Below are 24,732 nucleotides of genomic sequence, written 5' to 3'. Positions count from 1 at the left end.
TCGCAGAACCGGCCGGGACGGTCAAACAGGTGAGGAATAATCCGAAACGCCGGGGTAACGCACGCGCATCCGGCGCCGGTACTCGCCGAGGTCTATGTCGCCGGAAAGCTCCGCGACGAGGTCGGCAACATCCCGGCGGTCCGGAGCTGCCCATCCCGCGTACCAGATCGCCGAGCATGTCTGGCGGACGGCGGTGGTTGTCTCGGACGGCAGGTGCCGGAAGAGTTCCGGCCACCGGACCAGGGCATCGAGGCCTGCGGGAATGGTTCCCGGGTCCATCCAGTTTGGCTGCCGGCCGACAAGCCGCAGCATGACGTCGTCGTGGAATTCCAGCATGCTTCCCCCCTTCTCGGGTGGGCCCCAGTCTAGGCGCGCTTCTCCGGGTGCCGCTGCCACCGGGGAACCCGTTTCCTGTTGCGGACAGAAAATGTCCGCAACCCCGCGACGTACCGGTGCGCAGCGGCCTAGGTTTAGCCCTATGGCTTACGACATCCAGATCTGCATCGACTGCGAAAACGCCCACGCCCAGGCCGACTGGTGGGCACAAACCCTCGGCTGGCCGGTGGAGGAACCGGACCAGGACTTCATTGACGAGATGCTCGCCAAGGGATATGCCGCGCCGGAGGACCTGATCGAGCACAACGGTGTCCGGATGTGGAACGCGGGCTCGGCGATCCTCCAGCCGGTTCCTGCCGGTTCTGCCCTGGCTCCGACAAGGATCCTGTTCCAGCCGGTGCCCGAGCCCAAGACGGTCAAGGACAGGATCCACCTGGACATCCGGCTGGCCGGTGACGACGTCGACGCCACGCGGAGTGCCTTGGAAGCCCGGGGTGCGAAGTTCCTCTGGGAAGCCCGCCAGGGCCCGCACCTCTGGTACACCATGGCAGATCCCGAAGGCAACGAATTCTGCATCAGCTGAGCAGCCGCAGCACGCCGGCGGTGCCTCCCGCTGTCAGGAGCACCACAATCAGGGGCAGCTGCAGCACTGCGGCCGCAGCACCGGCGAGCACCCCGCCAATCCTCTGCCAGTCCGCCGGCAGCTGTCCGTCGTAGAGAGTTGACGTGGCGGCGACGCCCGCAAGAACCAGTGCGATTGCGGTATCAGCTGTCCGGTCAGCAGGTTCGGAGAAGCTGCCCCACTGTCCGAGGGTCACTCCGGCCAGCCGCACCAGATAGGTAGCGCCGGCCAGAACTGCACAAGCAACCAGCAGCTCAGCGTCCACCATGACGCCCTCCCGCCGGAAGCAGCAGCAGAGCGAGTGCCGCCAACCCCACCATGGGAGCCACCCCGCCGGGAACCAATGGGACAGCGGCTGCCGCGATCACCACTCCTCCGGCAACGGTTACGGTTGTGCGCCGGTCCCGCAGCTTCCCCAGCAGCATGACCAGAAGAACCGTGGGGAAGACGGCATCCAGCCCCAGTACGGCAGGGTCGGCGACATTCCCCAGAACTGTTCCCAGCCCGGCACCGAGGGGCCACGCGCACAGGACCGCCCCGCCCATTCCCCAGAAGGCCTTGCGCTGTGCGCTCAGGCCGTCCGCCCTCGAGGCATAGGCGACCGTCTCATCATTGACCAGGTGTGCTCCGGCCAACCGGGTCCATCCCGACCCGAGGTACCGGGACGCTGCAAATCCATACAGGCCGTTCCGCAGGTTCACCACCAGCGCTCCCAACGCGGCTACCATCGGTGAGGCTTCCGCCAGGAGGCCGCCCACAAACAGGAGTTCAGCGGAGGCAGCCAGCACGGTGAGGGCCAGCGCAACCGTCAACCACGGGGGAAACCCGGCCTGGACGGCCAGTGCACCATAAGAAATTCCGACAACCAGCACGGCACCTGCCAGCGACGATATCTCGACGGCACTCCGCACTGAGAATGTCATTGAACCCATGTTCATTATAATGAACTCAGTCTTCCAGGTTCGTCAACGGCCTGGGGCAGTTTCGTATAGTGAACGAATGGCAGATCCCGAACTTCAACAGCGCATTGGTGCAGCAGTCCGGAGGGAACGGCTCCGCGCCGGCTGGAGCGCAGCAGAGCTGGCTCGGCGGGCGGGCATCTCCAAGGGGAACGTCTCCCAGCTCGAATCGGGAGCGGGCAACCCGACCGTCGAGACCCTGTGGGCGCTCAGTGATGCGCTCGGCCTCCCGTTCTCCGCACTGGTGGACCCAGGGTCGGCCGGACCGATTCTGGTCAGGGCAGACACTGCCCAGGAGGTTCCCGCAGCGTCGGCCAGCTACAACGCGTCACTGCTCTCGGCATGCCCTCCGGGAGCACGTCGGGACTTATACCTGGTAAAGGCCGAACCAGGCGAGGCAAAGCGGTCCGCGCCGCACCAGCCAGGCACTATCGAGCACGTGGTCCTCGTCACCGGATCCGCCGCCGTCGGCCCGGATGCGGAAGCCGTGCTGCTGCAGCCGGGTGATTATCTGGCGTACCGCGGGGATGCCCCGCACGTTTTTCACGCCATGGAGCCCGGCACTACGGCGATTATCGTGTCCGAACTGCGCTGATCGCCCGGTCTGGAGGCCTGACCCGGACTGAGAGAACCGCCAGGCACCCGGCACTACTGCTGCAGCAGTTCCACCGGGACCGCGTAGGTCAGCAGCACGGCCAGCAGGTTCTTCGCCGCGTGTACGGCGTAGGAAAGCATGAAGTTGTTCCCTGCCCAGATGTAGACCCCGACCAGCACCGCGCCCATGGCCAGGTACGGAGCCACCACCGGAAGGGAGAAGTCCGCTTCCTGCACCACGTGGATTGCGGAGAACAACACCAGGGAGAGCAGGGCACAGACCCAGATGTTCCAGCGGCGGGACAGCTTGCCGATCAGCAGGTGCCGGAAGATGTACTCCTCCACAAAGGGGGCCAGCACCACAAAAAGCGGAACGATGAGCCACGGTGACACCGAAGTCATGAGGTCCTGAGCTGCAGCCTGGTTCACCGAGGTCTGCGGCGGGCCGGTGATCAGCACCAGGACCATGGTCGCCACCAGCATCGCGATGACGGACAGCGGAATCACACCCAGCGTCAGCCAGGGCCGGGTCAGCAGGATCCGGGTTTCACGCACCACGTAGGCCCGGGCGGCGATCACCGCCAGGAACCCTGCGATGAGGTAGAACGTGAAGTTCACCGCGTAGGACGCCAGCACGGGATCTTCGATCACGGCGGTAACCGCGAGCGCCGCGGGAGTCAGGCTCAGAAGCAACAGCGCACCCACATAGAACGCGAGCGCGGCGCCGTCGGCCCTGGTGAACCGGTAACTCAGCGGAGGTTCGCTCAGGACAGCCGGGCGTCCGGGACGGGCCGGAATTTCAGGTGAGGCCATCAATCAACAGTATCGGTCCGGGGGTGCGCAGGCATCAGGCGCCTGCCGATTCCCGTTCCCGCACCAGGAGTCCTTCCAGCCCGTCCAGAATGATCCCCAGGCCAAATCCGAACTCTTCTCCGAAGGCGTAGCCGGGCTGCATCACGCGGTACATGGCCGTTTCGGCGAGGTAGGGCAGGTCGGACGGAGCGAAGGACCGTGCCATGGCCTCCACCACCTCGGGGTCTGAATCCGGAGTGCCAACGGGCAGGCCCGCTTCCTGCAGCGCGAACCCGTAGATATAACTGTCGAGCAGCGCATATGCATGTCCTGCTCCCTCAATGCTGAAACCGGCCTCCCGCAGCACGCGCAGCACAGCGTTGTGGTGCTGCAGGGTTGCAGCGCCCGGAGACGTGCGCGTTTCCAGCAGCCCCACCGACCACGGGTGCCTGGCAAGGGCGCTCCGCAGGGATGCCGCCCGGCGCTCCATCTCCCGGCGCCACGGCCCATCCGACGGGAGGTCAACTTCTGCGAAGACAAGGTCCACCAGACCGTCCAGGATTTCCTCCTTGTTGGCAACGTGGTGGTAGAGGGACATGGGCTTGACCCCCAGTGCCTGCGCCAGGGAGCGCATGGTGAGCGCGCCAAGCCCACCTTCATCGGCAAGCCCGACGGCGCGGAGGAGCACCAAATCGCGGGTCAGCGGCAGGCGGGCGGAGTCCAGTCGTTCATTCATTTCCGCCAACCCTACCGCAGCCATACTTTGTAAGGTAGCGTGCGCCGTACTAAGTAAGGGTGATTCTTCGAAGCGAAAGGCAATGCCATGTCCGGAACGAACGCCAAGCTCCCGCTGAACCGACCCGGGGAGATGCAAGATGACCCCCTGCCTGCCCGCATGCAGGCCGTGGTCCAGGACGGCTACGGCGGACCGGAGGTCCTCAAACTGCAAACGGTCCCCCTTCCTGCCGTCTCCGAAAAGGATGTGCTCGTTAAGGTGCATGCCGCCGGACTCGCCAAGGGAACCTGGCACGTCATGACGGGCACTCCCTACCTGCTGAGAGTGTTCTTCGGCATCCGCAGCCCGCGCCGGCCCGTGGCAGGGCTTAACCTTGCCGGAGTCGTCGTCTCCGTCGGCGCGGGGGTCACGCGGTTCAAGCCCGGAGACCGGGTCTACGGAATCGGAAAGGGATCCTTCGCCGGGTATGCCGCGGCCCGGGAAAGCAAGCTGGCACCCATGCCCGCGCACCTCGATTTTGACCAGGCAGCGGTGGTACCGGTCTCCGGGCTGACGGCACTTCGGGCAGTAACCGATATTGCACGGGTGTCCGCTGGACAGCGTGTTCTCGTCCTTGGAGCGGCCGGCGGAGTGGGCAGCATCGCGGTGCAGCTCGCTGCGGCGGCAGGCGCCGAGGTTACGGGTGCATGTTCCGCAGGCAAGGCCGGCTTCGTCCGGGAGCTCGGCGCCCAGAGAACCCTCGATTACCGGACCGAAGACTTTGCGGCTAAGGAGGGCTTCTACGATGCGGTCATCGATATCGCCGGGAACCCTTCCCTGGGGCGGCTCCGCCGGGCACTCAAGCCGGGTGGCACCGCGGTGCTGGTCGGCGGCGAGGGTGGCGGCAGCCTGACCGGAGGAATGATTGAACGCCAGATCGGCGGCCGGATCCTTGGTGTGTTCGACCGGGGGCGCCGGCACTTCCTGAACGCCCTCGCCAAGGAAAGCGGCAGTGAATTGGAACGGCTCTCACCGCTCCTGGAATCCGGTGCCCTGGTACCCCCGATCGACAGCCGCTTTCCCCTGCATGAGACAGCGGCCGCCATGCAGCGGCTTGAATCAGGCACAGTTCAAGGCAGCATCGTCCTGTTGGTTACGGGGAGCTAACAGCGGCGAAGGGCTCAGACCGTCAGCTCCGTCATCACCTGGGGCATGGCTTCGAGCAGTTCGCTCGCCAGGAAACTCAGCGGACCCTTCGCAGAAGAGAGCCTGTCCCCCGCTGTGGCGTGCAGGTACGTGCCCCAGCAGGCGGCCTGCTCCGGCGAGGCGCCGCGGGCGAGGAATCCGGCTACCGCGCCCGCCAGGACATCACCGCTGCCCGAGGTAGCGAGCCCCGGATTACCGGCCGGCACTTCCCAGGCTCGTCCGTCGGGCGCGGTGATCCTCCCCCGGCTGGTCACTACGGCGCCATACCGGCGCGCAATCTCCGCAGCGCCAGCCCCGGCGTCGTCCACTGTCTCTTCACCGAGCAGCCGGGCCGCCTCCGCCCGGTTCGGTGTCAGGACGAGCCGGCCCGAGAGGGCGGCGTGGAGTTCGGGCAGGCCCGGAAGCACACCCAGGGCGTAAGCGTCGAGGATGACGGACGCCGCGTCCGCGATCCCCGGGACAAGGCCGCGCAGCAGCTCGGCCGTGTCCTCGGCGTTGTCCAGGCCCGGGCCCACCACTACCACGTCGGCGCCGGCCAGGTCTGTGCCCAGCGCTTCGGCTGCTGCTGCTCCGTTAATGCGCAGTCCGTTTTCCGGCAGTCCCACAGCCCCGCACTCGGGAAGCCCCACGGCGGAGGCGACCGCAGCCGACTCGGCAACGGCCAGTGTCAGGCGCCCCGCCCCGGCCCGCAGCGCTGTCCTGCCGGTGAGGATCGCCGCTCCGGGAGTGCGCCGGGCACCGCCGACCACCAGCACGGTCCCGCGGTCGTCCTTGCCCTCGGCGTCGCGGGAAACCTGCCAGGACCGCAGCAGAGCAGGAGTGAGCAGTTCAGCGGGGGTGGACATTGTCATCTCCTGCATGTTCGGTGACGGGGGCTCCGCCGGTGGCCAGATGGTCCACTGTGTTGAACACTGCCACTTCCCAGGGGCCCGTCCCGGAGGGGCGCACCAGCCGGGTGACCGAGCCGTTGCGGACACTGTTCGCGGCGGCGATATCCAGCAGGTCCGCTTCTAGCAGCCCCTCGCAGACGTAGCGCAGCAGCAGGATCACCGCGTCGTGGCAGACCACTGCCACGCGCCGTCCGTCCTCGCCGTCGTCGAGGTCGCGGAGCAGCGAGCGCAGCCGCAGCGCCACGTCCGCCCACGACTCCCCGCCCGGCGGGCGGTAGGCGAACTTGCCCAGCCACTGCTTGCGCTCGGCTTCTGCGGGATAACGCGCCGCGACGCCGCGGGAGGTCAACAGATCCAGGATGCCAAGTTCCCGGTCACGCAGGCGTTCATCCACCCGGAACGGTGCCAGCCCGGCAATTTCCGCAGTCTGCCGGGCCCGGAGGTAGGGAGAGCACCACACCGACTCAGGGCGCTCATCCGGCGCGATGCCGGCCAGCCAGGCACCCAGCGCGGCCGCCTGGGCTTCGCCGTCCGGGCTGAGCGGTACATCCGGATCCCGGAGTCCGACGTCGATCACCTCCGCGCCCGTGCGCTGGGCCAGCGTGGCAGCAACGTTGCCGGCGCTCTCGCCGTGACGGATGAGGATCAGCTCTGTGGCACCCATTCGTCCGACTCTACTCAGCAGCCGCTCCGTGCCAAGGGCTTAGGCCGGGGCCTTGAGCCGTTCGTCGGTTTTTCCGCCGTTGCGAACGGTGAACGTCAGCAGCAGCGCCAGGGCGGCAAAGACGGCCAGGAGGGTCAAGCCCACGAAGTAACTGGCGTGTTCGGCGTCGTAGGTGGCTCCCATGACCAGCGGCGGGAAGTAGCCGCCCAGCCCGCCTGCGGCGGCAATGATGCCGCCAACGGTGCCAACATCCTTGGGCGGTGCCGCCCGGCCCACCCACGCGAACACCCCGCCGGTGCCCAGGCCCAGGAAAAGGGCCATCAGCAGGAACGCTGTTCCATAGACGCGTTCCTGGCTGGGCTGGAACGCCACCACCATGGCCAGCACCACCGTCCCGGCAAAGGAGGTAAGCGTGACGAGTTTCGGCCCGATCTTGTCCGCGATGGTCCCGCCGATCGGCCGGGCAATCACGGCGGCGACGGCGAAGCCGGCCGTCCTGGTGCCGGCCGCCGTCGCATCGTAGTCATACACGTTGCCCAGATAGGTGGGCAGGTAGTTGGAGAACGCCACGAAGGCTCCGAAGACCACGCCGTAAAGGAAACACAGCTGCCAGGTGACCTTGAGCGTAAAGGCATGCCGGATTTTCGGCAGGGTGGGCTCGGTCGGGCGGCTCCAGGCCGGAGACTCGCGCAGCACCAGCCAGCTGAGCACAGCCATGAGCCCCACGACGCCGGCAATGATCAGGTGGGCATTGAAGTAGCCGACGCCGCTGACCAGCCGGGGAGTGAAGAAGGCCGACACCGCGGTACCCACCATGCCGGCACCGAAAACCCCGGTGGCGAAGCCCTTGCGGCTGCGGTCGTACCAGGCGGAACAGAACGGGATTCCGATAGCGAACACCGTGCCGGCGATTCCGAGGAAAAACGCCACCACGATGATCAGACCGTAGCTGCCGGTCTCCCCGGCGACGGCGGTGAGCAGCACCAGCGGTGCGGTCACGCCCAGCACAATGGTGAACATCCGCCGCCCGCCGTACCTGTCGGTCCAGGCGCCCACCGGAATCCGGGCGATGGAACCCACCAGGATCGGCATGGCAACCAGGATCGAAGCCTGGCTTGGATTCAGGTCCATGGACTGGGTGTACCGGGCGGACAGCGGGCCGATGATGGTCCACGCCCAGAACCCCACGGTGGAAGCAACCGTGGCGGTGATCAGGTTCAGCAGCTGTCCGGACTTGAGGTCCGGCGCCGCGGATGCGGATGGTGCCGATGCCATGGCCGTCCTATCTCTCTACGGATTCCTCACTGCGGGGGAACGCCTTTCCGGTCCCGGTCCGGTGTTCCCACCGGGGCCCAGCCGCGGCGGGGAGGCACCGCGCCGGGAGCCCCGCGCTTCCCGCGGGAGCGGTAGACGATGTAGGGGCGGAAAAGGTACTGCAGCGGAGCTGTGAAGGCATGCACCAGCCGGGTGAAGGGCCAGATGGCGAACAGGGCCAGCCCCCACAGGGTGTGGATCTTGAAGGACAGGCTCGCCGCGGTCATCGCCGCAATGTCCGGCTGGAAGATGAAGATGGACCGGAACCAGGGCGAGACCGTTTCGCGGTAGTCGGTAATGCCCGGATCGAACACTGAAATCAGGGTGGTTGCCAGCCCGGCGAACAGCGCCGCGACCAGGACGACGTACATCAGCTTGTCATTCCGCGTCGTCGCCATGAATACGGGCCCGGTGGTGCGGCGCCGGTAAATCAGCAGCACGATCCCCACCATGGTCCCTACCCCGGCGATCAGCCCGATTCCCAGGGCCATCGCGTGGTAAAGCCCCTCTGAGATGCCCACGTCCCTGGTCCAGGACTGGGGAATCACGAGGCCGATGAAGTGCCCGGCAATCACTGCCAGGATCCCGAAGTGGAAAAGCGGCGAGGCGATGCGCAGGATGCGGGCCTCGTAGAGCTGGGAGGAACGGGTGGTCCAGCCAAACTGGTCATACCGGTACCGCCAGATGGAGCCGAGCACCAGGACGGCGATCACCACGTAGGGAAGCACCCCCCAGAGCATGACATCACCCAGGGTGACCTGCACGTTTTCCGGCGGCGGCACATCCAGCGGGACAGCGGGCGCGGCGCTTCTCATGGCCGGGTCCTCTCCGAGAGCGGCAGCAGCCGGGAGCTGTAGGGTTCCAGTCCCACGGATTCGGTGGGCGGGCCGTACCCGGCGGTGCGCATCACGGTCTGGGCATCTTCCGGCGAGACACCCGGCAGGGTGGAGCAGACCAGGGCCAGCACATGGTGATAGGGCAGGTCAGCGTCCCGCAGCGCCAGGCGCAGCAGCTCCAGCGACGGGCGGTAACGCTGCAACAGCTCATACCCGTCGGGCGGTGAGACCTTCGCGGCGAATTCCAGGACCAGCGGCAGGTAGTCGGGCAGTTCCGTGCCTTCGGGGAGCATCCCGTGTTCCCGGTAGACCTCCTTGAAAGCGGCCAGTGCCTGGCCGCGGCGGCGGGTGTCACCGTCCGTCCAGTAGGTCAGGTGCAGGCTGTGCCGTTTGGACAGGTCGAATTCCTGGACGTAGTCCGCCTGGACGTCACGCAGCGGGCGCGCGGTCAGCCAGGCGAAGAGTTCCTGCATCCCCGGGTCCAGGGCGCCGGCTTCCTCCAGCGCAGTGCGCAGCACCGGCGCTGATTCCAGAAGGTGCTCCTCCGGATACTGCAGCAGCAGCGAGGCCACCTGGCGGACGACGGCGCTGCGCCCGGGAGTGCGGTCCGCGTAGGCTTCCGGGGCCATCGTTCCCTTGCCGGGTTTGCCCAGCAGCTTCTCCAGCAGGCTCATCTGCGCTCACCGCCATTGCCCTGTCCCGAGGGAAACAGACCGCGGGGCGAACCGCGGCCGTCCCAGTTCAGCAGGTTCACCCGCCCGGCCATGTCCCGGTTCCCGGCCGGATCATCACCTCGCTGGCGCGCTTCAAGGGCGGCGAAGTTCTCCACCGCCACCGGCATGGGCCGTCCGGAGGCTTCACCGAACACGCCGGTCTGGCCCATGCCCGGTCCGCCGTCAGTGTCCAGGGAGCAGCCGATTTCCTCGAGGTTGTGGGCGTCCTCCAGATGGGCGCTGGGGATGACGTAGCGCTCTTCGTACTTGGCGACAGCCATCAGCCGGTACATCCTCACGATGGCCTCGCCGGTCATGCCGGCGTCTTCGGCGATGGATTCGTCCGGCGGGTCCCCCAGCGTGATGTCCCGCATGTAGGCACGCATTGCGGCGAGTTTCCGCAGCACCAACGTCACCAGGTCCGTGTCCCCGGCCGTGAACAGTTCGGCCAAGTACTCCACGGGGATGCGCAGCGCTTCGATGGCACCGAACAGGTTGGCTGCGTCCTCGCCGTCGTGCCCCTGGTCCTTGAGCACATCCACGATCGGAGAGAGCGGCGGCACGTACCAGACCATGGGCATGGTCCGGTATTCGGGATGCAGCGGGAGGGCCACCCGCAGTTCCTTGGCCAGGGTGTAGACCGGGGAACGGCGGGCCGCGTCCAGCCAGTCCTCCGGAATGCCTTCGGCCCGGGCTGCGGCGATGACCTCCGGGTCGTTGGGATCCATCATCAGGTCCAGCTGCGCCTCGTAGAGATCCTGCTCGTTGGGGGTTGCCGCCGCTTCGGTGACCCGGTCGGCGTCGTACAGGAAAATCCCGATGTACCGCAGCCGGCCCACGCAGGTCTCCGCGCACACGGTGGGGATCCCCACCTCGATCCGCGGGTAGCAGAAGGTGCACTTCTCGGCCTTGCCGGAACGGTGGTTGAAGTACATCTTCTTGTAGGGGCAGCCGGTAACGCACTGCCGCCAGCCGCGGCAGCGGTCCTGGTCCACCAGGACAATGCCGTCCTCCTCGCGCTTGTAGATCGCGCCCGAGGGGCAGGAGGCCATGCAGGACGGGTTGAGGCAGTGCTCGCAGATCCGCGGCAGGTAGAACATGAAGGTCTGGTCGAACTCGAACTTGACCTTGTCCTCGGCATCGCGGCGGAGCTTTTCCACCACGGGGTCCTGGCTGGCGTGCTCCGGGGCGCCGCCAAGATCGTCATCCCAGTTGGCTGACCAGGTGATCTTCGTGTCCTCGCCGGTGATCAGGGATTTCGGGCGCGCGACCGGGAAGTCGTTGCCGGCGGGCGCCTGGATCAGGTTCTCATAGTCGTAGGTCCAGGGTTCGTAGTAGTCGCTGAGTTCGGGCTGCACGGGGCTGGCGAACAGGCCGAAGAGTTTTGCCATCCGCCCGCCGGCCTTCAGCTTCAGGTTTCCCCGGCTGTTCAGCTCCCAGCCGCCCTTCCACTTCTCCTGGTCCTCGTAGCGCCGCGGGTAGCCCTGGCCCGGGCGGGTTTCGACGTTGTTGAACCAGACGTACTCCGTGCCGGCACGGTTGGTCCACGCCTGCTTGCAGGTCACCGAGCACGTGTGGCAGCCGATGCACTTGTCCAGCGCCATCACCATCGCCGTCTGCGCCATGATCCTCATCAGTAGCTCACCTCCTGCGAGCGCCGGCGGACCACCGAGACGATGTCCCGCTGGTTTCCCGTGGGGCCCAGGTAGTTGAAGGCCCAGGAAAGCTGGGCGTAACCGCCGATCATGTGGGTGGGTTTGACCAGGATCCGCGTCACGGAGTTGTGGATGCCGCCGCGGCGGCCCGTGGCTTCGGACTTCGGTGTGTCGATGATCCGCTCCTGCGCGTGGTGGACGTAGACGACGCCGGCCGGCATGCGGCTGCTGACGATCGCCCGTCCCACCAGGACCCCGTTGGTGTTCACGCACTCCACCCAGTCGTTGTCCCGCACCTGGATCAGTTCCGCGTCCTGCGGGCTCATCCACACCGCTGTCCCGCCGCGTGAGAGGGAAAGCATGAACAGGTTGTCCTGGTATTCGGAGTGGATGGACCACTTGTTGTGCGGCGTCAGGTAGCGAACGGCCACGGACAGCTCGCCCCGCGTGCCGAGCTGCGGTTCACCGAACAGGCGGGCCATGTCCAGCGGCGGCCGGAACACCGGCAGTGCCTCGCCCATGTCCCGGATCCAGTCGTGGTCCAGGAAGAAGTGCATCCGGCCGGTGAGGGTGTGGAAAGGTTTCAGCCGCTCGATATTGATCGTGAACGGCGCATAGCGGCGTCCGCCGGATTCCGACCCGGACCATTCCGGGGAGGTGATCACCGGCGTCGGACGGTCCTGCGTGTCCCTGAAGGTGATGAGCTTGTCCTGTGCACCGATGGCCAGGTCTGCCAGCGGCGTTCCGGTGCGTTTTTCCAGGGTTTCGAAGCCCTGGACCGCGAGTTCACCGTTGGTCGTTCCGGAGAACAGGAGGATCGCCTCGGCCATCCGGGCGTCGGTGTCGACGGCGGGGCGGCCGCGGGCTGCGCCGGAGTCGAACACCCCGTGCTTTGCGGCCAGCTGCCGGACCTGCTTGGAAACGTCATAGGTGACGTACTTCGTGGTGAAGCCCAGCTTTTCGGCCAGCGGGCCCATTGCCACGAATTTGTCCCCGATCGCCGTGTAGTCCCGTTCCACCACCGCCAGGTTGGGCAGGTTCACTCCCGGGACCGCGGGAATCTCCGTGTCTTTCCAGTCGGGGGCATGGCCGCCGGGCTGCGCAATTTCACCGGGGGTGTCATGGGTCAGGGCAGTGGCGACCAGGTCCTTCCGCACGCCCAGGTGCTTTCCGGCCTGCCGCGAGAACTCGTCGGCGAGCAGCCGGAACAGGTCGAAGTCCGATTTCGCTTCCCACGGCGGGGCAATGGCAGGTGTGAAGGCATGCACGTAAGGGTGCATGTCCGTGGAGGAGAGGTCGTACTTTTCGTACCAGGTCGCCGCGGGGAACACGACGTCGGAGAGCAGGGTGGAGCTGGTCATCCGGAAGTCCGCAGAGACCAGCAGGTCCAGCTTTCCCTGCGGCGCGTCCTCCCTCCAGGCCACGTCCTTCGGCCGGGCATCGCCGTGGTCCTTCCCCATGACGTTGTTCAGGGTGCCGAGGAGATGCTTCTGGAAGTACTCCTCCCCCTTGGCCGAAGAGCCCAGCAGGTTGGAACGCCAGAGGATCAGCGTCCGCGGCCAGTTCTCCGGTGCGTCAACGTCCTCCACCGCAAAGCGCAGCTTCCCCTCCTTGAGCCGGTCCGCAACCCAGCGGGCCTCGGTGGGCGCTTCACCGCGCGCGACGCCGCCGGCTGCCTCATCCGCCACGTCCAGGGAGTTTTTGGCGTCGAACTGCGGAAAGAACGGCATCCAGCCCATCCGGGTGGACTTGGCGATCACGTCCGCCGAATGCATGCCGCGAAGGTGTCCCTCCGCCAGCGGGGACTGCACGGCATCGGTGGAATACCCGTCGGAGCGGAACTGGTCGGTATGCATGTACCAGAATGCCGTGCCGATCATGAACCGCGGCGGACGGTTCCAGTCCCCGGCAGAGGCCATGGCCGCCCAGCCGGTGATCGGGCGGCACTTTTCCTGCCCCACATAGTGCGCCCAGCCCCCGCCGTTGCGGCCCTCGCAGCCGGTCAGCATCAGCATGGCCAGGATCGCCCGGTACGTGACGTCCCCGTGGTACCACTGGCAGATCCCGGCACCCAGGATGATCATCGACCGGCCTTTGGATTTCTCCGCGTTGGCGGCGAACTCCCGGGCGGTCCGGATCACTGCCGAGGGTTTGACCGAGGTCAGTTCCTCCTGCCAGGCGGGCGTGTAGGCCGTGGCGGCGTCGTCGTACCCCGCCGCCCAGTCCCCGGGCAGACCCTCCCGGCCCACGCCGTACTGGGCCAGCATCAGATCAAAAACGGTGGTCACCCGTTTCCCCGCCACGGTTGTTACCGGCACGCCGCGGTGCACCACTGACCCCGCCCCGGACGGGTCGGAGAACACCGGCAGGTCCACGCCGCTGGTCTCTCCCAGCCAGCCGGCGGCGTCGGCCAGGGAGAGGGCGGGCACCACGCCGTCCAGGTCCAGGTTCCACTTGCCGGCGTCGTCGTCGTTGTACCGGAAACCCAGGGAACCGTTGGGCACCACCGGTGCACCGCTGGTCCGGTCCAGCAGGACCGTCTTGAAGGCGGCGTCGGCTGCCTCTCCGGCGTCACCGCCCAGATCCTGCGCGGTGAGGAACTTGCCCGGGACCGTTGTCCCGCCGGGACCGTCCACCAGCGTCACCAGGAACGGCAGGTCCGTGTACTGCAGGACGTAGTCCTCGAAGAACGGCACCCGCCGGTCCACGAAGTTCTCCTTCAGGACCACGTGCCCCATAGCCATGGCCATGGCGGCGTCGGAGCCCGCCTGGACCGGCAGCCATTCATCGGCGAACTTGGTGTTGTCCGCGTAGTCCGGGCTCACCGACACCACCTTGGTGCCGCGGTAGCGCCCTTCGACCATCCAGTGCGCATCAGGGGTCCGGGTCACGGGAATGTTCGAGCCCCACATCATCAGGTAGGTCGCGTCCCACCAGTCCCCGGATTCCGGAACGTCGGTCTGGTCGCCGAAGACCTGCGGACTGGCTACCGGAAGGTCCGCGTACCAGTCGTAGAAGCTGTTCATCACCCCGCCGATGAGGTTAATGAACCGGGCGCCGGCCGCGTGGGACACCATCGACATGGCAGGAATCGGAGAGAAACCGGTACACCTGTCCGGGCCGAAGTTCTTGACCGTGGAAACGTGCGCCGCCGCCGTCATCTCCAGGGCTTCCTGCCAGCTGGACCGGACCAGGCCTCCCTTGCCGCGCGCCTGCTGCCAGGTGCGGCGCTTCTCCGGATCTGCAATGAGCGATTCCCAGGCCAGCACCGGATCGCCGCCGGAAGACCGCTTTGCGTCCCGGTACATTTCCAGCAGGACCGCGCGGATATAGGGAAAGCGGACCCGGGTGGGCGAATAGGTGTACCAGGAGAACGCGGCGCCGCGCGGGCAGCCCCGGGGTTCGTACTCGGGCCGGTCCGGGCCGACGGTGGGATAGTCGGTTTCCTGCGCCTCCCAGGTGATGATCCCGTCCTTGACATAGACCTTCCAGGAGCAGGACCCTGTGCAGTTCACGCCGTGCGTGGAGCGGACCACCTTGTCGTGGCTCCAGCGGTTCCGGTAGAAGGCATCGCCCTTCCGTCCGCCTTCACGGAAAACCGCCCGGCCGTCGGCGGTTTCATCCCAGCGAGTGAAGAACCTGCCGAGTTTGAGAAGTGCGTCTGATGCGGGGCCGTCTGTCCCCGTAGCGGAGCTGCTAGCCATTTCTACAAGCTACGCCTGGCCCCCGGACGCTCATAGGATACCGGTCGAAAACCGTCCGGACCGGGCCCAGATGCCACCGCGATAAACTCGAGACCGTGAGCACACATCTTCCCGAGCAGGTTTCTGACATCTTCGATCCCCGGCAGTGGAGGGTGGTTGGCGGCTTCGACGATTTCCAGGACATGACCTATCACCGCCAGGTGGAGCGCGACGCCGACGGCGCCGTCGTGCGTGACCTTCCCACGGTGCGGATTGCCTTCAACCGCCCGGAGGTCCGCAACGCGTTCCGTCCCGGTACCGTTGACGAGCTGTACCGGGCCATGGACCATGCCCGGATGACCCCCGACGTCGCGACAGTGCTGCTGACCGGCAACGGTCCCTCGCCGAAGGACGGCGGGCACTCCTTCTGTTCCGGCGGCGATCAGCGGATCCGCGGCCGGGACGGGTACCGGTATGCAGACGGGGAAACCCAGGAAACCATCGACCCGGCCCGCGCCGGACGGCTGCACATCCTGGAGGTCCAGCGCCTGATGCGGACCATGCCCAAGGTGGTCATCGCCGTCGTCAACGGCTGGGCTGCCGGCGGCGGACACAGCCTGCATGTGGTGGCGGACCTGACCATCGCTTCGCGCCAGTACGGTAAGTTCAAGCAGACCGACGCCACTGTGGGCAGCTTCGACGCCGGCTACGGTTCGGCGCTGCTGGCGCGCCAGATCGGGCAGAAGCGTGCCCGTGAGATCTTCTTCCTGGCCCGCGAGTATTCCGCCGAGGACATGGTGGCCATGGGCGCCGTGAACGAAGCCGTGGACCACGAGAACCTGGAAAAGGTGGCCCTGGAATACGCCGCCGACATCGCGCGGCAGTCCCCCCAGGCGATCCGTATGCTGAAGTTCGCGTTCAACCTGCCCGACGACGGCCTGGCCGGCCAGCAGGTCTTCGCCGGTGAGGCGACGCGGCTGGCCTACATGACGGATGAGGCGGTCGAAGGCAAGGAAGCGTTCCTGGCCAAACGGGACCCGGACTGGTCCTCCTTCCCCTACTACTTCTAGGACACCATGGAACTGCTTCCCGTCCACACTCCCGCCGGCTTCAATGCCGGTGACCTGCTGCCCCCGTTGGCAGCAGCGCTGGCCGGGGAAGGTCCTGCCGTGGCTCCGCATGCTGACCCGGCGCAGACCTTCACCGGGGAACTGCCCAATGACGATATTGCGCTGGTGATCAGTACGTCCGGTTCCACCGGGACCCCGAAGCAGACCATGCTCAGCACCGATGCCCTTGCGGCCTCCTCGATGGCGACGGCCATGCATCTGGGCAGGGACGGCCAGTGGCTGCTGGCCCTGCCGGTCCACTACATTGCCGGTGTCCAGGTCCTGGTCCGCTCCCTGTTTGCCGGAACGGAGCCGGTCCTGCTGGACACCGGATCCCCGTTCAGCCCGGAGGCCTTCACGACGGCGGCCCAGGCGATGACAGACCGCACACGGCTCACGTCCCTGGTGCCCACCCAGCTGCACCGCCTGCTCACCGATCCCGCGGAGGACACCTTGTCCGTGCTGCGCAGGTTCGACACGATTCTGCTCGGCGGAGCGGCCGCCAGCCCGGCGCTGCTGGCCGAAGCCGCTGCCCTGGGCCTGAATGTGGTGCGCACCTACGGCATGAGCGAGACCGCGGGCGGCTGCGTGTACGACGGGGCTCCCCTGCCCGGCGTCGATGTGCAGGAGGACCAGGGACGGCTGTGGATCGCCGGGGACATGCTGGCCGACGGTTACCTCGGTGCTCCCGAGCTCACTGCGGAGCGGTTCGCCTTCCACTCCGGCAAGCGCTGGTTCCGCACTGATGACACCGGGTCCGTTGCCGCAGACGGAACCGTATCCGTCTCCGGAAGGCTCGACGACGTCATTGTCACCGGCGGGGTCAAAGTCTCCGGCACTGCCGTTGCCGCCGCGGCCGAGCAGCTCGCCGAGGTCCGCGAGGCAGTTGCCCTCGGGCTTGAGGACCCCGAATGGGGCGCCGTCGTGGGCATCGTCGTCGTCGGCTCCGTGGAAGCTGACCGGCTGCGGAACACGATCCGCTCCGTCCTTGGCGCGCCGGCGGTCCCGAAGGTCGTTGTGGAACTGGAGCGGATGCCGCTGCTGCCCGGCGGCAAGACCGACCGCGTGGCCATCCGCAGGCTGCTCGCTGCCGCCCGCGGCTAGCCCAGCTCACCCCTCCCCCCCCCCCCCCCCCCCCCCCCCCCCCCCCCGGGGGGGGGGGGGGGGGGGGGCGCCGGCGGGGGGGCGCCCCCCGCCCCCCCCCCCCCCGACGCACGGTGGAAGGCGTTTTCGCGCTCCCGGCGGCCGTGCGGGAGAATGAAGCTGGCCGGCAGGAGCGCATCCTGGCGGCCAGCATCAGCCTAAAAAAGCCAACGAAGAAGGATTAACTGTGGCCACACCGGCGCAATGGTTCGAAGGAGCACGTCCGAGGACTCTGCCGATGGCGGTTGCCCCCGTCATCATCGGTACGGCAGCGGCGTATGACCTCGGAGGCCTCCGCTGGGTGAACGCCCTGCTGGCCGCCGTTGTGGCGATCCTCCTGCAGGTGGGCGTGAACTATGCCAACGACTATTCCGACGGCGTCCGCGGCACCGATGACAACCGGGTGGGCCCGCTGCGGCTCACCGGTTCGGGCGCGGCCGCGGCGAAGCACGTCAAGTACGCAGCGTTCGCCTGTTTCGGTGTTGCCATGGCTGCAGGCCTGGCACTCGTGGTCCTCTCCCAGGCCTGGTTCCTGCTGCTGGTGGGAGTGGGCTGCATCGCCGCTGCATGGGGCTACACCGGCGGGCGCAACCCCTACGGCTACATGGGCCTGGGCGACGTCTTCGTCTTTGTGTTCTTCGGCCTGGTGGCGACGCTCGGAACCACGTTCACCCAGGCCGGGCAGGTCAGCGGCGCGGCATGGATCGGTGCCGTCTCGACCGGCCTGATCGCCACAGCGCTCCTGATGGCCAACAACGTCCGCGACATTCCCACCGACCGAGAGTCGGGTAAACGGACCCTGGCCGTACGTCTGGGGGACGACGCCGCGCGGATCAGTTACGTGATGATGCTCGCGCTGGCACTGCTGCTTCCGCTGCTGCTGGTGGGCGATTACCCGTGGGTGCTGCTGGTCCTGCTGCTGCTGCCTGCGTGCCTGATGCCCAGCTGGCTGATGCTCAAGGGCAAAAAGCGCCGCAGCCTGATTCCGGTGCTCAAGCAGACCGGCCTGATCAACCTGGGCTTCAGCGTGATCTACGGACTAGCCCTGGTGCTGACCCGCCTGCTGGCTTAGCTAGCCCCGTAAGCCCTGACCAGAGAGCAGGCACGTCCGGCGGTCTCGGCGTCCGGCATCGAAATGACGCACTTCGGCCTGGAGCCGCCTGTCAGGATCAGAGCGGGACCGCTGCGCACAATGAACCCGGTTCCGGCCGGGCTGATCCGGTAGCCCCAGCCGCCAAAGTCCAGCGCCTGTATATCCTGCACGGACACACTGGTGATTTCCCGGTATTCAAGCGGCATCAGTTTCCAGAACCCACCAGCCAGAACCCGCACGCCGGCGTCGTCAATTACTGCATTTCCCGAGCAGAAGATCCAGATCAGCGCGGCGGCGGGAAGCCCCAGCAGGGCCAGGGCCGGATGGACAAAGACGAGGCTCATGGCTACCGCGGCGCCGGTGCCCAGGCTGAGCAGCCAGCTGACCGGCCCCATTGAGATCTTGATGACCATGCTTTCCCGGTTGGCGGCAGCCCGACGCGCAGCTGCGGCTACGGCTGAGTCTTCACTGGCTGCGTCGGCGTCGGCGGCCACAGTATCTGCGTCGGGAGTACGGTCCACCTCCCCAGGCCTGTACAGCCAGCCGCAGACAGCACCGGCCACACAGCCTGCGACGGCGGATATCCACATCACCGGGGAATCGATCTCAGCTTGTGAAGCATCAGCGAGCCCAATCTGTCCGGCGACGACGGCGACGGCCAGACCAGTCATCAGCACGCCAAGGGCGATTCCGAGCCCAACCCCGATGCGGGCAATGACCGCCGAATAGCCACGGGTCAGGACGGACAGGCCCGCGACGACAGCACCGGTTCCTCCGCTGGCAAAAACCGCAACGGCCGCCATGCCCCACAACGACGAGTACCCGTCGACACCGTCGGGGCCCCAGTGGCTCGCCAGCTGGTCGGGAAGGCTGCCGGCCACCGTGGCCATCCACCCTGCGGCAGTCAGTCCCAGGGCCAGCGGGCCGGCAATCACTGCGAGCAGCCAGCGCCGGTTGTAGGTGCTTTCGCTCTGCTCTGATCGGTTGCTGAGTTCTGTATTTGCCATGCGCTCCCCCACTGCTTACCCGGCGTTTGGCGGGTAGGACTGTCCGTCGACCCTAACAGGGACGCACGGAGGGTCCGGTGTCAGTTCTCGCGGGGTTTGCGGTCGGCGTCGATTGTGACGTCCGGATTGCTGTCCAGCATGGAGTCCTCGGCCGCCGAATCGTCGAGCTCTGCCCGGTTGCGCGACGGCGGAGTTTTTTCGCTGAAACGGCTCTGCAGGGTGACGGCAGCGGCGTCGCGCATATCGCGGAAGAACAGGTACGTAACGCACCAGGCCAGGACCGCTGCCACCAGGGCAGACAGCACGAGACCCAGCTGCAGGTACAGCCCTGCAACAAAGAAGACGGCCACCAGACCAAGGCGGAGAGCGGTAAATTTCCAGAAAGCCACGTTCCTATTCTACGGGCACGCCCGGACCCTGCCTTCCGGATCGCACGGCCGGGCATGGAGGTCACGCAGATTGCCTTGAACAGCACCCAGTCAGCCCTCAGCTCACTCCACTACACTGGGGTCATGCCCCGCCTCGTACTCCTCGGCGTCATCGTCGTCGCAGCCGTCATCATCTACGCGGTCATTGACTGCCTTATGTCCTCTGCCCGGGAAGTGCGCAGCATCTCCAAGCCGGCCTGGCTCGCCACGATTGTGCTGCTGCCGGTCTTGGGTGCCATCCTGTGGTTCCTTTTCGGCCGGCCGGGCCGACGGCCGGAGCCCAGGCCCCGTGCCAACCGGCACCCCACTGCCCCGGACGATGATCCCGAGTTCCTCCGCAACCTGGAGATCCGCCGCCGGCAGAAAGAGAAGGAAGCGGAACTCAAGCGCCGCGAGCAGGAACTGGCCGACCGCGAGAAGCGCTCAAAGCAGAACGACGACGAGAAGCCCAGCAGCAACTAGCTCAAGCTCCAATGCAAAAGCCCCGTTCCGGATCCGGAGCGGGGCTTTTGCTTGCCCTGCGATCTTTTCGGACGCAGCGTTCCATGCCCGGCCGCCGGACGTACAATTCCTGCATCGCGTCGTGGCGGCTGGCGTCCCGGGGCCTGAAATCTCCCGGGTCTGAAGGGAGCTATCACATGACCGACAGCCCTGATGCCGAACGGAAGGCCGCGGCGGCCTCCTCCGGAGCGCATGCCAGGAAATGGAGTGTGGACATTGGCCCTGTCTGGGCCGGTTTGATAACGGGCGGGCTGGCCCTGGCCGGCACGGCCATCGGTATCGTCGTCAGCGGCCAGCAGGAACGCGAAAGTTTCCTGCGCGATGAGCGGCTGGACAGATACTCCTCCCATGCCAGTGCAACGCAGATCTTCCTGGTGGACCTTGATACATGGGCGGCAGCCGCAGAATCCCAAAGCGACGGCGAAGCACAGGCACGGGCCGACGTCGAAGAGTCCTACCGGACGGCCGTTGAAGCGGCCTGGGATGTCCGCCTTATCGCACCCGCCGAAGCCGAAGAGCTAAACCAGCTCATTTCCCAGAAAGTGGACAGCGCCTACACCTACCTGAAGGACGGATACACCGAGGGAGAGAGCGAGAACCTGAAGGCCCTGGGCGCCGAGGTGAATCGACTCGTCTCAGACCTGGCGGAGCACGCCGCCACCGGGATCCGGCCGTCCGCGCCCGCCGGGGAACACCAACTGTCCCTGACCGCAGATGGCGGAGACATCTACACCTGTGAGCGGGCACCGTGAGCTGCTGAAAACCCCGCCCCGGCCGAAGCCGGAACGGGGTTCTGCGAAAGCCGGGGACAGGGTGGGAGGCGCAATCCCCGCCGCCCGAAGGCAGTGCCTAGACGCCGGAGTAGCTGTGCAGCCCGGCGAAGTAGACGTTCACGATGGTGAAGTTGAAGACCACGCAGAGGTAGCCGACGATCGAGAGCCAGGCGGCACGGGTGCCGGTCCAGCCGCGGGTGGCGCGGGCGTGCAGATAGCCGGCGTAGACAACCCAGATCACGAACGTCCAGACTTCCTTGGTGTCCCAGCCCCAGTAACGGCCCCAGGCCTGTTCGGCCCACACGGCGCCGGCCATCAGGGTGAACGTCCACAGCACGAATGCAACGGCGTTGATGCGGTAGGAGAAGTTCTCCAGCGACTGGGCGGACGGAACGATCTTCAGGAACGCCAGGCGCTCCTTGGCTCCGGCACGGACCTTGGCCTCGCGGTCGGCCTGCAGCAGCTGCAGGACGGACATGGCGAAGGTCAGCGTGAACAGCGCCGAAGCAATGACGGCAACCGACACATGGATGATCAGCCAGTAGCTCTGCAGTGCGGGGATGAGGTGGCCTACCGGGGTCGGGAAGCCGATGGTCGCAGCCATCATCATGATCAGGACCAGGCCGATGACGAAGGTACCGAGGAAACGCAGGTCCCGCCGCAGCAGTACCAGCAGGAAGATCACGGAAACCACCAGGGCGCCGGTGGTGCAGAACTCGTACATGTTGCCCCACGGCACACGGTGGGCGGCCATGCCGCGCATGACGACGGCGGCGGCATGGATCAGCGTGCCAAGAACCGTGAGGGCCACGGCAACGCGGGCAGCGTTGCGGCGCGCACCGGTGTAGCCCATGGCATCGTCGGCAGTGACGGCTTCGCCGCCTCCCCACTGGCGTGCTGATCCTTCAGGGCCCGCAGGAGCGCCGGCGGTCGCCATGACGCGCTGCGCCGGTGCTGCGGATGCAGCTTTCTGGTCGATCGCCTTCAGGGTCTTGCTGCTCTTAGCCAGGTCCCAGGTGAACGCAAGGAACGCCACCGTGTAGGTGAAAGCGGCGAGCAGCATGAAGAGGTCGCTGTACTCCGCAAGTTGGTAGTCGATGGAGGGCATTAGGAGTCCTTACCTGTTTCTTCCGTGCGTCCGGCCGTGCCGGCCACTGATGCGTCAGCCAGGTCGCCCGGGCCTTCCGCCTGTGCTGCGGCGGGTCCGCCCGCCAGCCACTTCTTTTCGAGCAAACCGCGCAGGGCTTCGGCTTCGGCTTCAAGGCGCGGATCCTCGCCGCGGGCCAGCAAACCGTACTCGACCATTATGCGGCCATCCCCGCTGGTCCCTGTACGCACCCACACCCGTCGGCGGGCGAGGAACAGGGAAGCGGACAGTCCGGCAAGGCTGAGTACCGAGAAGATCAGCACCCCTACCTTGGCCGGATCGTAATGGATGTCCAGAGCTGCGTAGCGCAGCAGTCCGTCGAAACTGATCGATCCCTTGCCCTCGGGCAAGTCATAGATCTGGTTCATGCCGAGCACGATTCCGCCGGCATCCAGGTCCCTGTTGTTCAAGGGGGTGAGGTCGTCGGTATCGAGGACGAAGACATTGCTCGGGACACCGTTGTCCAGGCCCAGGTCGCCGTAGTAGGAGTTCAGGTTCAGCTGCGGGTTGACCGGATCGGGGTCGCCGGAGAAAGCGACGCCCTCGGGGTCCAGCATGGCGGTGGGCAGGAAGAACCCGACGAAACCGAGCTGGTCGGGCTTGGCGTCCGGTGCCTTGATCACCATCAGGGAGGTGTAGACGCCGTCCGTGGGGACGCCTACCACCGGGCCCTGGAAGGCGATGTCTCCGGCGCCGTCGCGCACTGTGACCACCGGCGCGTAGCCGTTGCCCACCAGGTAGACCTTTGTTCCGCCGATGCTCAGCGGCTTGTTGACCTTCAGCGTCTCGGACCGCGGAGCCTCATCGGGGTCTTCCTGCACGGTGACGCTGGCGGTGAAGTCCAGCGGCTGGACGTTGCCGTTGGCCTGCCGGTCGAAGGTGACGTCGAAGTCGTCCAGGGTCAGGGAGTACGGGGCCAGCTGGGACTCGGAGAAGTTGGTGCCGGGGCTGAAAGTGTCATACCCCACGAGGGTATTCACAAAGGTGTCCCCTTCGACCACCACGCGCTGGCCGTTGTAGCCCACGAGCCCGCCGATCGCCACAGAGGCCAGGACCCCGATCAGCGACACATGGAAGACAAGGTTGCCGGTCTCCTTGGCGAAGCCGCGTTCGGCGCCCACGGAGGGACGGTCCGAGTCCAGGTCACGGGCCTCCACCCGGTAGCCGCGCTTGCGCAGGACCTGGGCAGCGTCGCGGGCTGCCTGCCCGGCGGTGAGGCCGGTGCCGGCGGGAACCACCATGGTTCCGTATTCCGGAAGCCGCGAAAGCTTCGTGGGAGTCCTCGGGGGCTTGGAGCGCAGCGCCTTCCAATGGACCTTGGCGCGCGGAATCACACAGCCGATCAGGGAGATGAAGAGAAGCAGGTAAATGGCCGAGAACCAGATGGAGGAGTACACATCGAACAGCTGGAAGCGGTCCAACCAGGGTCCTGTGCCCGGGTTGTCCTGAATGTACTGCGTGACAGCTGCGGGGTTGGCCGGGCGCTGCGGGAAGAGTGAACCCGGCACCGCCGCCACCGCCAGCAGCAGCAGCAGGAACAGCGCCGTGCGCATGCTCGTGAGCTGGGTCCACGCCCAGCGCAGCGTGCCCAGCAGGCCGAGGGAGGGAAGGGCGACGTCGTCGGCCTTCTTTTTCCCCGGCTTGCCGGCAGGCGGCGTGGTTGCGTTGGCAGACGGCGCGCCGGAGGGCGGTGTCTGCATCTCTTCGCTGTCCGGTTCAGGTTTCAACTGGTTCTCATTGTTCTGTGGAGTCGGGTTCCGGCCAGCTGGCGGCCGGAGTCTCGGACATGGGACATGCTCATCAGATGGGCAGGGTGACACTATCCAACCAGCCTTGGAGCTGGTTGATCCAAACATTCCAGACGCCGGTGACCATCAGCAGCCCCAGCGCGATCAGCATGCCGCCGCCAAAACGCTGCAGCGCAAGCCGGTGGCGGCGGAAGAAGCCCAGTGCGCCCATCCCGCGCCGGACGCCCAGGGCAATCAGCAGGAAGGGCAGTCCCAGGCCAAGGCAGTAGACGAACGTGAGCAATGCCCCCTTGGCCGCCGAGGCATCGTCGCCGGAAAAGGAGAGCAGCTGGACTGCGGAGAGGGTCGGCCCCATGCACGGTGCCCAGCCCAAACCGAAAGTGATGCCCAGCAGGGGTGCGCCCCACAGGCCGGCCGGCGGCCGTGCCTCGATCTTGCGGTCGCGCTGGAACCAGGACAGCCCACCCATGAAGATCACGCCCATCAGGATGATCAGCACGCCCAGGACCTGCGGAATCCAGGCCTGGTCCGGCCCGCGCAGCCATGCCCCGAGCTGTCCGATCCCGGCTCCGATGGCGACAAAAACCACGGAGAACCCCAGGATAAAGAGTGCAATGCCCGTCAGCATCCGCCCCCGGCGCTGCTTTTCCAGGTCAATGCCCGTCAGCCCCGTCACGTATCCCAGGTATCCGGGCACGAGCGGCAGCACGCAGGGGGAAAGAAAGGAAACCAGGCCGGCGAGGATCGCCACCGGGATGGCCAGCAGCATCGACCCGTTAAGGATCGTTTCCGCGAAGACGTTGG

At 66.6% G+C, this 24,732-nt stretch carries 25 protein-coding genes; 8 read left to right on the top strand and 17 right to left on the bottom strand.

Annotation, left to right across the window (positions count from 1 at the left end; genetic code table 11):
- Positions 1-21: 21 nt before the first annotated feature.
- Positions 22-336, bottom strand: a complete 315-nt coding sequence (locus tag LOC59_RS02235) for a hypothetical protein (protein ID WP_229970466.1) — start codon at positions 334-336, stop codon at positions 22-24.
- A gap of 142 nt (positions 337-478) precedes the next feature.
- Between LOC59_RS02235 and LOC59_RS02230 the strand changes: the two genes are divergently transcribed.
- The gene (locus tag LOC59_RS02230) at positions 479-919 is read left to right on the top strand and encodes a VOC family protein (protein WP_227894129.1); all 441 of its coding nucleotides are present in this window, start codon (positions 479-481) and stop codon (positions 917-919) included.
- Here LOC59_RS02230 and LOC59_RS02225 read toward each other — a convergent pair.
- Both LOC59_RS02225 and LOC59_RS02220 read right to left on the bottom strand, forming a co-directional pair.
- Positions 912-1,226, bottom strand: a complete 315-nt coding sequence (locus tag LOC59_RS02225; RefSeq protein WP_229970464.1) for a hypothetical protein — start codon at positions 1,224-1,226, stop codon at positions 912-914. The two genes, LOC59_RS02230 and LOC59_RS02225, sit on opposite strands and share 8 nt — an antisense overlap.
- Positions 1,213-1,881, bottom strand: coding sequence for an AzlC family ABC transporter permease (locus LOC59_RS02220; protein WP_227894127.1), 669 nt, complete (start codon positions 1,879-1,881; stop codon positions 1,213-1,215). The genes LOC59_RS02225 and LOC59_RS02220 overlap by 14 nt, the downstream gene beginning before the upstream one ends.
- A gap of 76 nt (positions 1,882-1,957) precedes the next feature.
- Between LOC59_RS02220 and LOC59_RS02215 the strand changes: the two genes are divergently transcribed.
- Complete coding sequence (locus tag LOC59_RS02215) at positions 1,958-2,512, top strand: helix-turn-helix domain-containing protein (protein WP_227894126.1); 555 nt, start codon at positions 1,958-1,960, stop codon at positions 2,510-2,512.
- Positions 2,513-2,565: 53 nt separating this feature from the next.
- Here LOC59_RS02215 and LOC59_RS02210 read toward each other — a convergent pair whose 3' ends face one another.
- Positions 2,566-3,324, bottom strand: a complete 759-nt coding sequence (locus LOC59_RS02210; protein WP_229970462.1) for a CPBP family intramembrane glutamic endopeptidase — start codon at positions 3,322-3,324, stop codon at positions 2,566-2,568.
- 34 nt (positions 3,325-3,358) lie between these two features.
- Positions 3,359-4,039: a TetR/AcrR family transcriptional regulator gene (locus LOC59_RS02205; RefSeq protein WP_229970460.1), complete on the bottom strand. Its 681-nt coding sequence runs from the start codon at positions 4,037-4,039 to the stop codon at positions 3,359-3,361.
- An 87-nt stretch (positions 4,040-4,126) separates the two neighbouring features.
- Between LOC59_RS02205 and LOC59_RS02200 the strand changes: the two genes are divergently transcribed.
- Complete coding sequence (locus LOC59_RS02200; RefSeq protein ID WP_229970458.1) at positions 4,127-5,185, top strand: NAD(P)-dependent alcohol dehydrogenase; 1,059 nt, start codon at positions 4,127-4,129, stop codon at positions 5,183-5,185.
- Between the two features lie 14 nt (positions 5,186-5,199).
- Here LOC59_RS02200 and LOC59_RS02195 read toward each other — a convergent pair whose 3' ends face one another.
- Genes LOC59_RS02195 through LOC59_RS02165 form a run of 7 tightly spaced genes read right to left on the bottom strand, consistent with a single transcriptional unit; the run spans position 5,200 to position 15,000 of the window.
- Positions 5,200-6,069, bottom strand: coding sequence for an NAD(P)H-hydrate dehydratase (locus tag LOC59_RS02195; protein WP_229970456.1), 870 nt, complete (start codon positions 6,067-6,069; stop codon positions 5,200-5,202).
- Positions 6,053-6,778, bottom strand: a complete 726-nt coding sequence (locus LOC59_RS02190) for a histidine phosphatase family protein (protein WP_227894121.1) — start codon at positions 6,776-6,778, stop codon at positions 6,053-6,055. Before LOC59_RS02190 ends, LOC59_RS02195 begins: the two co-directional genes overlap by 17 nt.
- A gap of 39 nt (positions 6,779-6,817) precedes the next feature.
- Positions 6,818-8,053 (bottom strand): nitrate/nitrite transporter, encoded by a 1,236-nt coding sequence (locus tag LOC59_RS02185; RefSeq protein ID WP_227894120.1) that lies wholly within the window; start codon positions 8,051-8,053, stop codon positions 6,818-6,820.
- A 26-nt stretch (positions 8,054-8,079) separates the two neighbouring features.
- Positions 8,080-8,907: a respiratory nitrate reductase subunit gamma gene (gene narI / locus LOC59_RS02180; RefSeq protein WP_227894119.1), complete on the bottom strand. Its 828-nt coding sequence runs from the start codon at positions 8,905-8,907 to the stop codon at positions 8,080-8,082.
- Complete coding sequence (gene narJ / locus LOC59_RS02175; protein ID WP_227894118.1) at positions 8,904-9,602, bottom strand: nitrate reductase molybdenum cofactor assembly chaperone; 699 nt, start codon at positions 9,600-9,602, stop codon at positions 8,904-8,906. The genes narI and narJ overlap by 4 nt, the downstream gene beginning before the upstream one ends.
- Positions 9,599-11,275 (bottom strand): nitrate reductase subunit beta, encoded by a 1,677-nt coding sequence (gene narH / locus LOC59_RS02170; protein ID WP_229970454.1) that lies wholly within the window; start codon positions 11,273-11,275, stop codon positions 9,599-9,601. Before narH ends, narJ begins: the two co-directional genes overlap by 4 nt.
- Positions 11,275-15,000, bottom strand: a complete 3,726-nt coding sequence (locus LOC59_RS02165) for a nitrate reductase subunit alpha (protein ID WP_229970452.1) — start codon at positions 14,998-15,000, stop codon at positions 11,275-11,277. Before LOC59_RS02165 ends, narH begins: the two co-directional genes overlap by 1 nt.
- 95 nt (positions 15,001-15,095) lie before the next feature.
- Here LOC59_RS02165 and LOC59_RS02160 point away from each other — a divergent pair, with 95 nt between their 5' ends.
- The 3 genes from LOC59_RS02160 to LOC59_RS02150 all read left to right on the top strand — a co-directional run bounded on the left by LOC59_RS02160 (position 15,096) and on the right by LOC59_RS02150 (position 18,303).
- Positions 15,096-16,049 (top strand): 1,4-dihydroxy-2-naphthoyl-CoA synthase, encoded by a 954-nt coding sequence (locus LOC59_RS02160; RefSeq protein WP_227894115.1) that lies wholly within the window; start codon positions 15,096-15,098, stop codon positions 16,047-16,049.
- A 6-nt stretch (positions 16,050-16,055) separates the two neighbouring features.
- Entirely contained in the window at positions 16,056-17,192 is a 1,137-nt protein-coding gene (locus LOC59_RS02155) for an AMP-binding protein (RefSeq protein WP_227894114.1), read from the top strand.
- Positions 17,193-17,418: 226 nt separating this feature from the next.
- Entirely contained in the window at positions 17,419-18,303 is an 885-nt protein-coding gene (locus LOC59_RS02150) for a 1,4-dihydroxy-2-naphthoate polyprenyltransferase (RefSeq protein ID WP_227894113.1), read from the top strand.
- On the opposite strand, the gene LOC59_RS02145 is transcribed toward LOC59_RS02150, so the two are convergent.
- Both LOC59_RS02145 and LOC59_RS02140 read right to left on the bottom strand, forming a co-directional pair.
- Positions 18,300-19,331, bottom strand: a complete 1,032-nt coding sequence (locus LOC59_RS02145) for a hypothetical protein (RefSeq protein ID WP_227894112.1) — start codon at positions 19,329-19,331, stop codon at positions 18,300-18,302. The genes LOC59_RS02150 and LOC59_RS02145 overlap by 4 nt on opposite strands.
- A gap of 80 nt (positions 19,332-19,411) precedes the next feature.
- On the bottom strand, positions 19,412-19,720 hold the full coding sequence (locus LOC59_RS02140; protein ID WP_227894111.1) for a DUF4229 domain-containing protein: 309 nt from the start codon (positions 19,718-19,720) through the stop codon (positions 19,412-19,414).
- A gap of 123 nt (positions 19,721-19,843) precedes the next feature.
- Here LOC59_RS02140 and LOC59_RS02135 point away from each other — a divergent pair, with 123 nt between their 5' ends.
- Together LOC59_RS02135 and LOC59_RS02130 are read left to right on the top strand one after the other, a co-directional pair.
- Positions 19,844-20,221, top strand: coding sequence for a PLD nuclease N-terminal domain-containing protein (locus LOC59_RS02135; RefSeq protein WP_227894110.1), 378 nt, complete (start codon positions 19,844-19,846; stop codon positions 20,219-20,221).
- 176 nt (positions 20,222-20,397) lie between these two features.
- A complete protein-coding gene (locus LOC59_RS02130; RefSeq protein ID WP_227894109.1) occupies positions 20,398-21,012 on the top strand; it encodes a hypothetical protein in 615 nt (204 codons plus the stop codon).
- Between the two features lie 97 nt (positions 21,013-21,109).
- Here LOC59_RS02130 and ccsB read toward each other — a convergent pair whose 3' ends face one another.
- The 3 genes from ccsB to LOC59_RS02115 all read right to left on the bottom strand — a co-directional run bounded on the left by ccsB (position 21,110) and on the right by LOC59_RS02115 (position 24,697).
- Entirely contained in the window at positions 21,110-22,141 is a 1,032-nt protein-coding gene (ccsB, locus tag LOC59_RS02125) for a c-type cytochrome biogenesis protein CcsB (protein WP_227894108.1), read from the bottom strand.
- Positions 22,141-23,880, bottom strand: a complete 1,740-nt coding sequence (resB, locus tag LOC59_RS02120; RefSeq protein ID WP_229970854.1) for a cytochrome c biogenesis protein ResB — start codon at positions 23,878-23,880, stop codon at positions 22,141-22,143. Before resB ends, ccsB begins: the two co-directional genes overlap by 1 nt.
- A gap of 100 nt (positions 23,881-23,980) precedes the next feature.
- Positions 23,981-24,697 (bottom strand): cytochrome c biogenesis CcdA family protein, encoded by a 717-nt coding sequence (locus LOC59_RS02115; protein WP_227894572.1) that lies wholly within the window; start codon positions 24,695-24,697, stop codon positions 23,981-23,983.
- Positions 24,698-24,732: the final 35 nt, after the last annotated feature.

It is taken from the genome of Arthrobacter sp. zg-Y916 (assembly GCF_020907385.1).
GTDB lineage: Bacteria > Actinomycetota > Actinomycetes > Actinomycetales > Micrococcaceae > Arthrobacter_B > Arthrobacter_B caoxuetaonis.
This window is presented reverse-complemented; position numbering and strand designations above follow the sequence as displayed.

Bases quoted from the DNA above. Each gene is read 5' to 3' on its own strand.
- LOC59_RS02235 (WP_229970466.1), bottom strand. From the start codon at position 336: ATGCTGGAATTCCACGACGACGTCATGCTGCGGCTTGTCGGCCGGCAG.
- LOC59_RS02230 (WP_227894129.1), top strand. From the start codon at position 479: ATGGCTTACGACATCCAGATCTGCATCGACTGCGAAAACGCCCACGCC.
- LOC59_RS02225 (WP_229970464.1), bottom strand. From the start codon at position 1,226: ATGGTGGACGCTGAGCTGCTGGTTGCTTGTGCAGTTCTGGCCGGCGCT.
- LOC59_RS02220 (WP_227894127.1), bottom strand. From the start codon at position 1,881: ATGACATTCTCAGTGCGGAGTGCCGTCGAGATATCGTCGCTGGCAGGT.
- LOC59_RS02215 (WP_227894126.1), top strand. From the start codon at position 1,958: ATGGCAGATCCCGAACTTCAACAGCGCATTGGTGCAGCAGTCCGGAGG.
- LOC59_RS02210 (WP_229970462.1), bottom strand. From the start codon at position 3,324: ATGGCCTCACCTGAAATTCCGGCCCGTCCCGGACGCCCGGCTGTCCTG.
- LOC59_RS02205 (WP_229970460.1), bottom strand. From the start codon at position 4,039: ATGAATGAACGACTGGACTCCGCCCGCCTGCCGCTGACCCGCGATTTG.
- LOC59_RS02200 (WP_229970458.1), top strand. From the start codon at position 4,127: ATGTCCGGAACGAACGCCAAGCTCCCGCTGAACCGACCCGGGGAGATG.
- LOC59_RS02195 (WP_229970456.1), bottom strand. From the start codon at position 6,069: ATGTCCACCCCCGCTGAACTGCTCACTCCTGCTCTGCTGCGGTCCTGG.
- LOC59_RS02190 (WP_227894121.1), bottom strand. From the start codon at position 6,778: ATGGGTGCCACAGAGCTGATCCTCATCCGTCACGGCGAGAGCGCCGGC.
- LOC59_RS02185 (WP_227894120.1), bottom strand. From the start codon at position 8,053: ATGGCATCGGCACCATCCGCATCCGCGGCGCCGGACCTCAAGTCCGGA.
- narI (WP_227894119.1), bottom strand. From the start codon at position 8,907: ATGAGAAGCGCCGCGCCCGCTGTCCCGCTGGATGTGCCGCCGCCGGAA.
- narJ (WP_227894118.1), bottom strand. From the start codon at position 9,602: ATGAGCCTGCTGGAGAAGCTGCTGGGCAAACCCGGCAAGGGAACGATG.
- narH (WP_229970454.1), bottom strand. From the start codon at position 11,275: ATGAGGATCATGGCGCAGACGGCGATGGTGATGGCGCTGGACAAGTGC.
- LOC59_RS02165 (WP_229970452.1), bottom strand. From the start codon at position 15,000: ATGGCTAGCAGCTCCGCTACGGGGACAGACGGCCCCGCATCAGACGCA.
- LOC59_RS02155 (WP_227894114.1), top strand. From the start codon at position 16,056: ATGGAACTGCTTCCCGTCCACACTCCCGCCGGCTTCAATGCCGGTGAC.
- LOC59_RS02145 (WP_227894112.1), bottom strand. From the start codon at position 19,331: ATGGCAAATACAGAACTCAGCAACCGATCAGAGCAGAGCGAAAGCACC.
- LOC59_RS02135 (WP_227894110.1), top strand. From the start codon at position 19,844: ATGCCCCGCCTCGTACTCCTCGGCGTCATCGTCGTCGCAGCCGTCATC.
- LOC59_RS02130 (WP_227894109.1), top strand. From the start codon at position 20,398: ATGACCGACAGCCCTGATGCCGAACGGAAGGCCGCGGCGGCCTCCTCC.
- ccsB (WP_227894108.1), bottom strand. From the start codon at position 22,141: ATGCCCTCCATCGACTACCAACTTGCGGAGTACAGCGACCTCTTCATG.
- resB (WP_229970854.1), bottom strand. From the start codon at position 23,880: ATGCAGACACCGCCCTCCGGCGCGCCGTCTGCCAACGCAACCACGCCG.
- LOC59_RS02115 (WP_227894572.1), bottom strand. From the start codon at position 24,697: ATGCTGCTGGCCATCCCGGTGGCGATCCTCGCCGGCCTGGTTTCCTTT.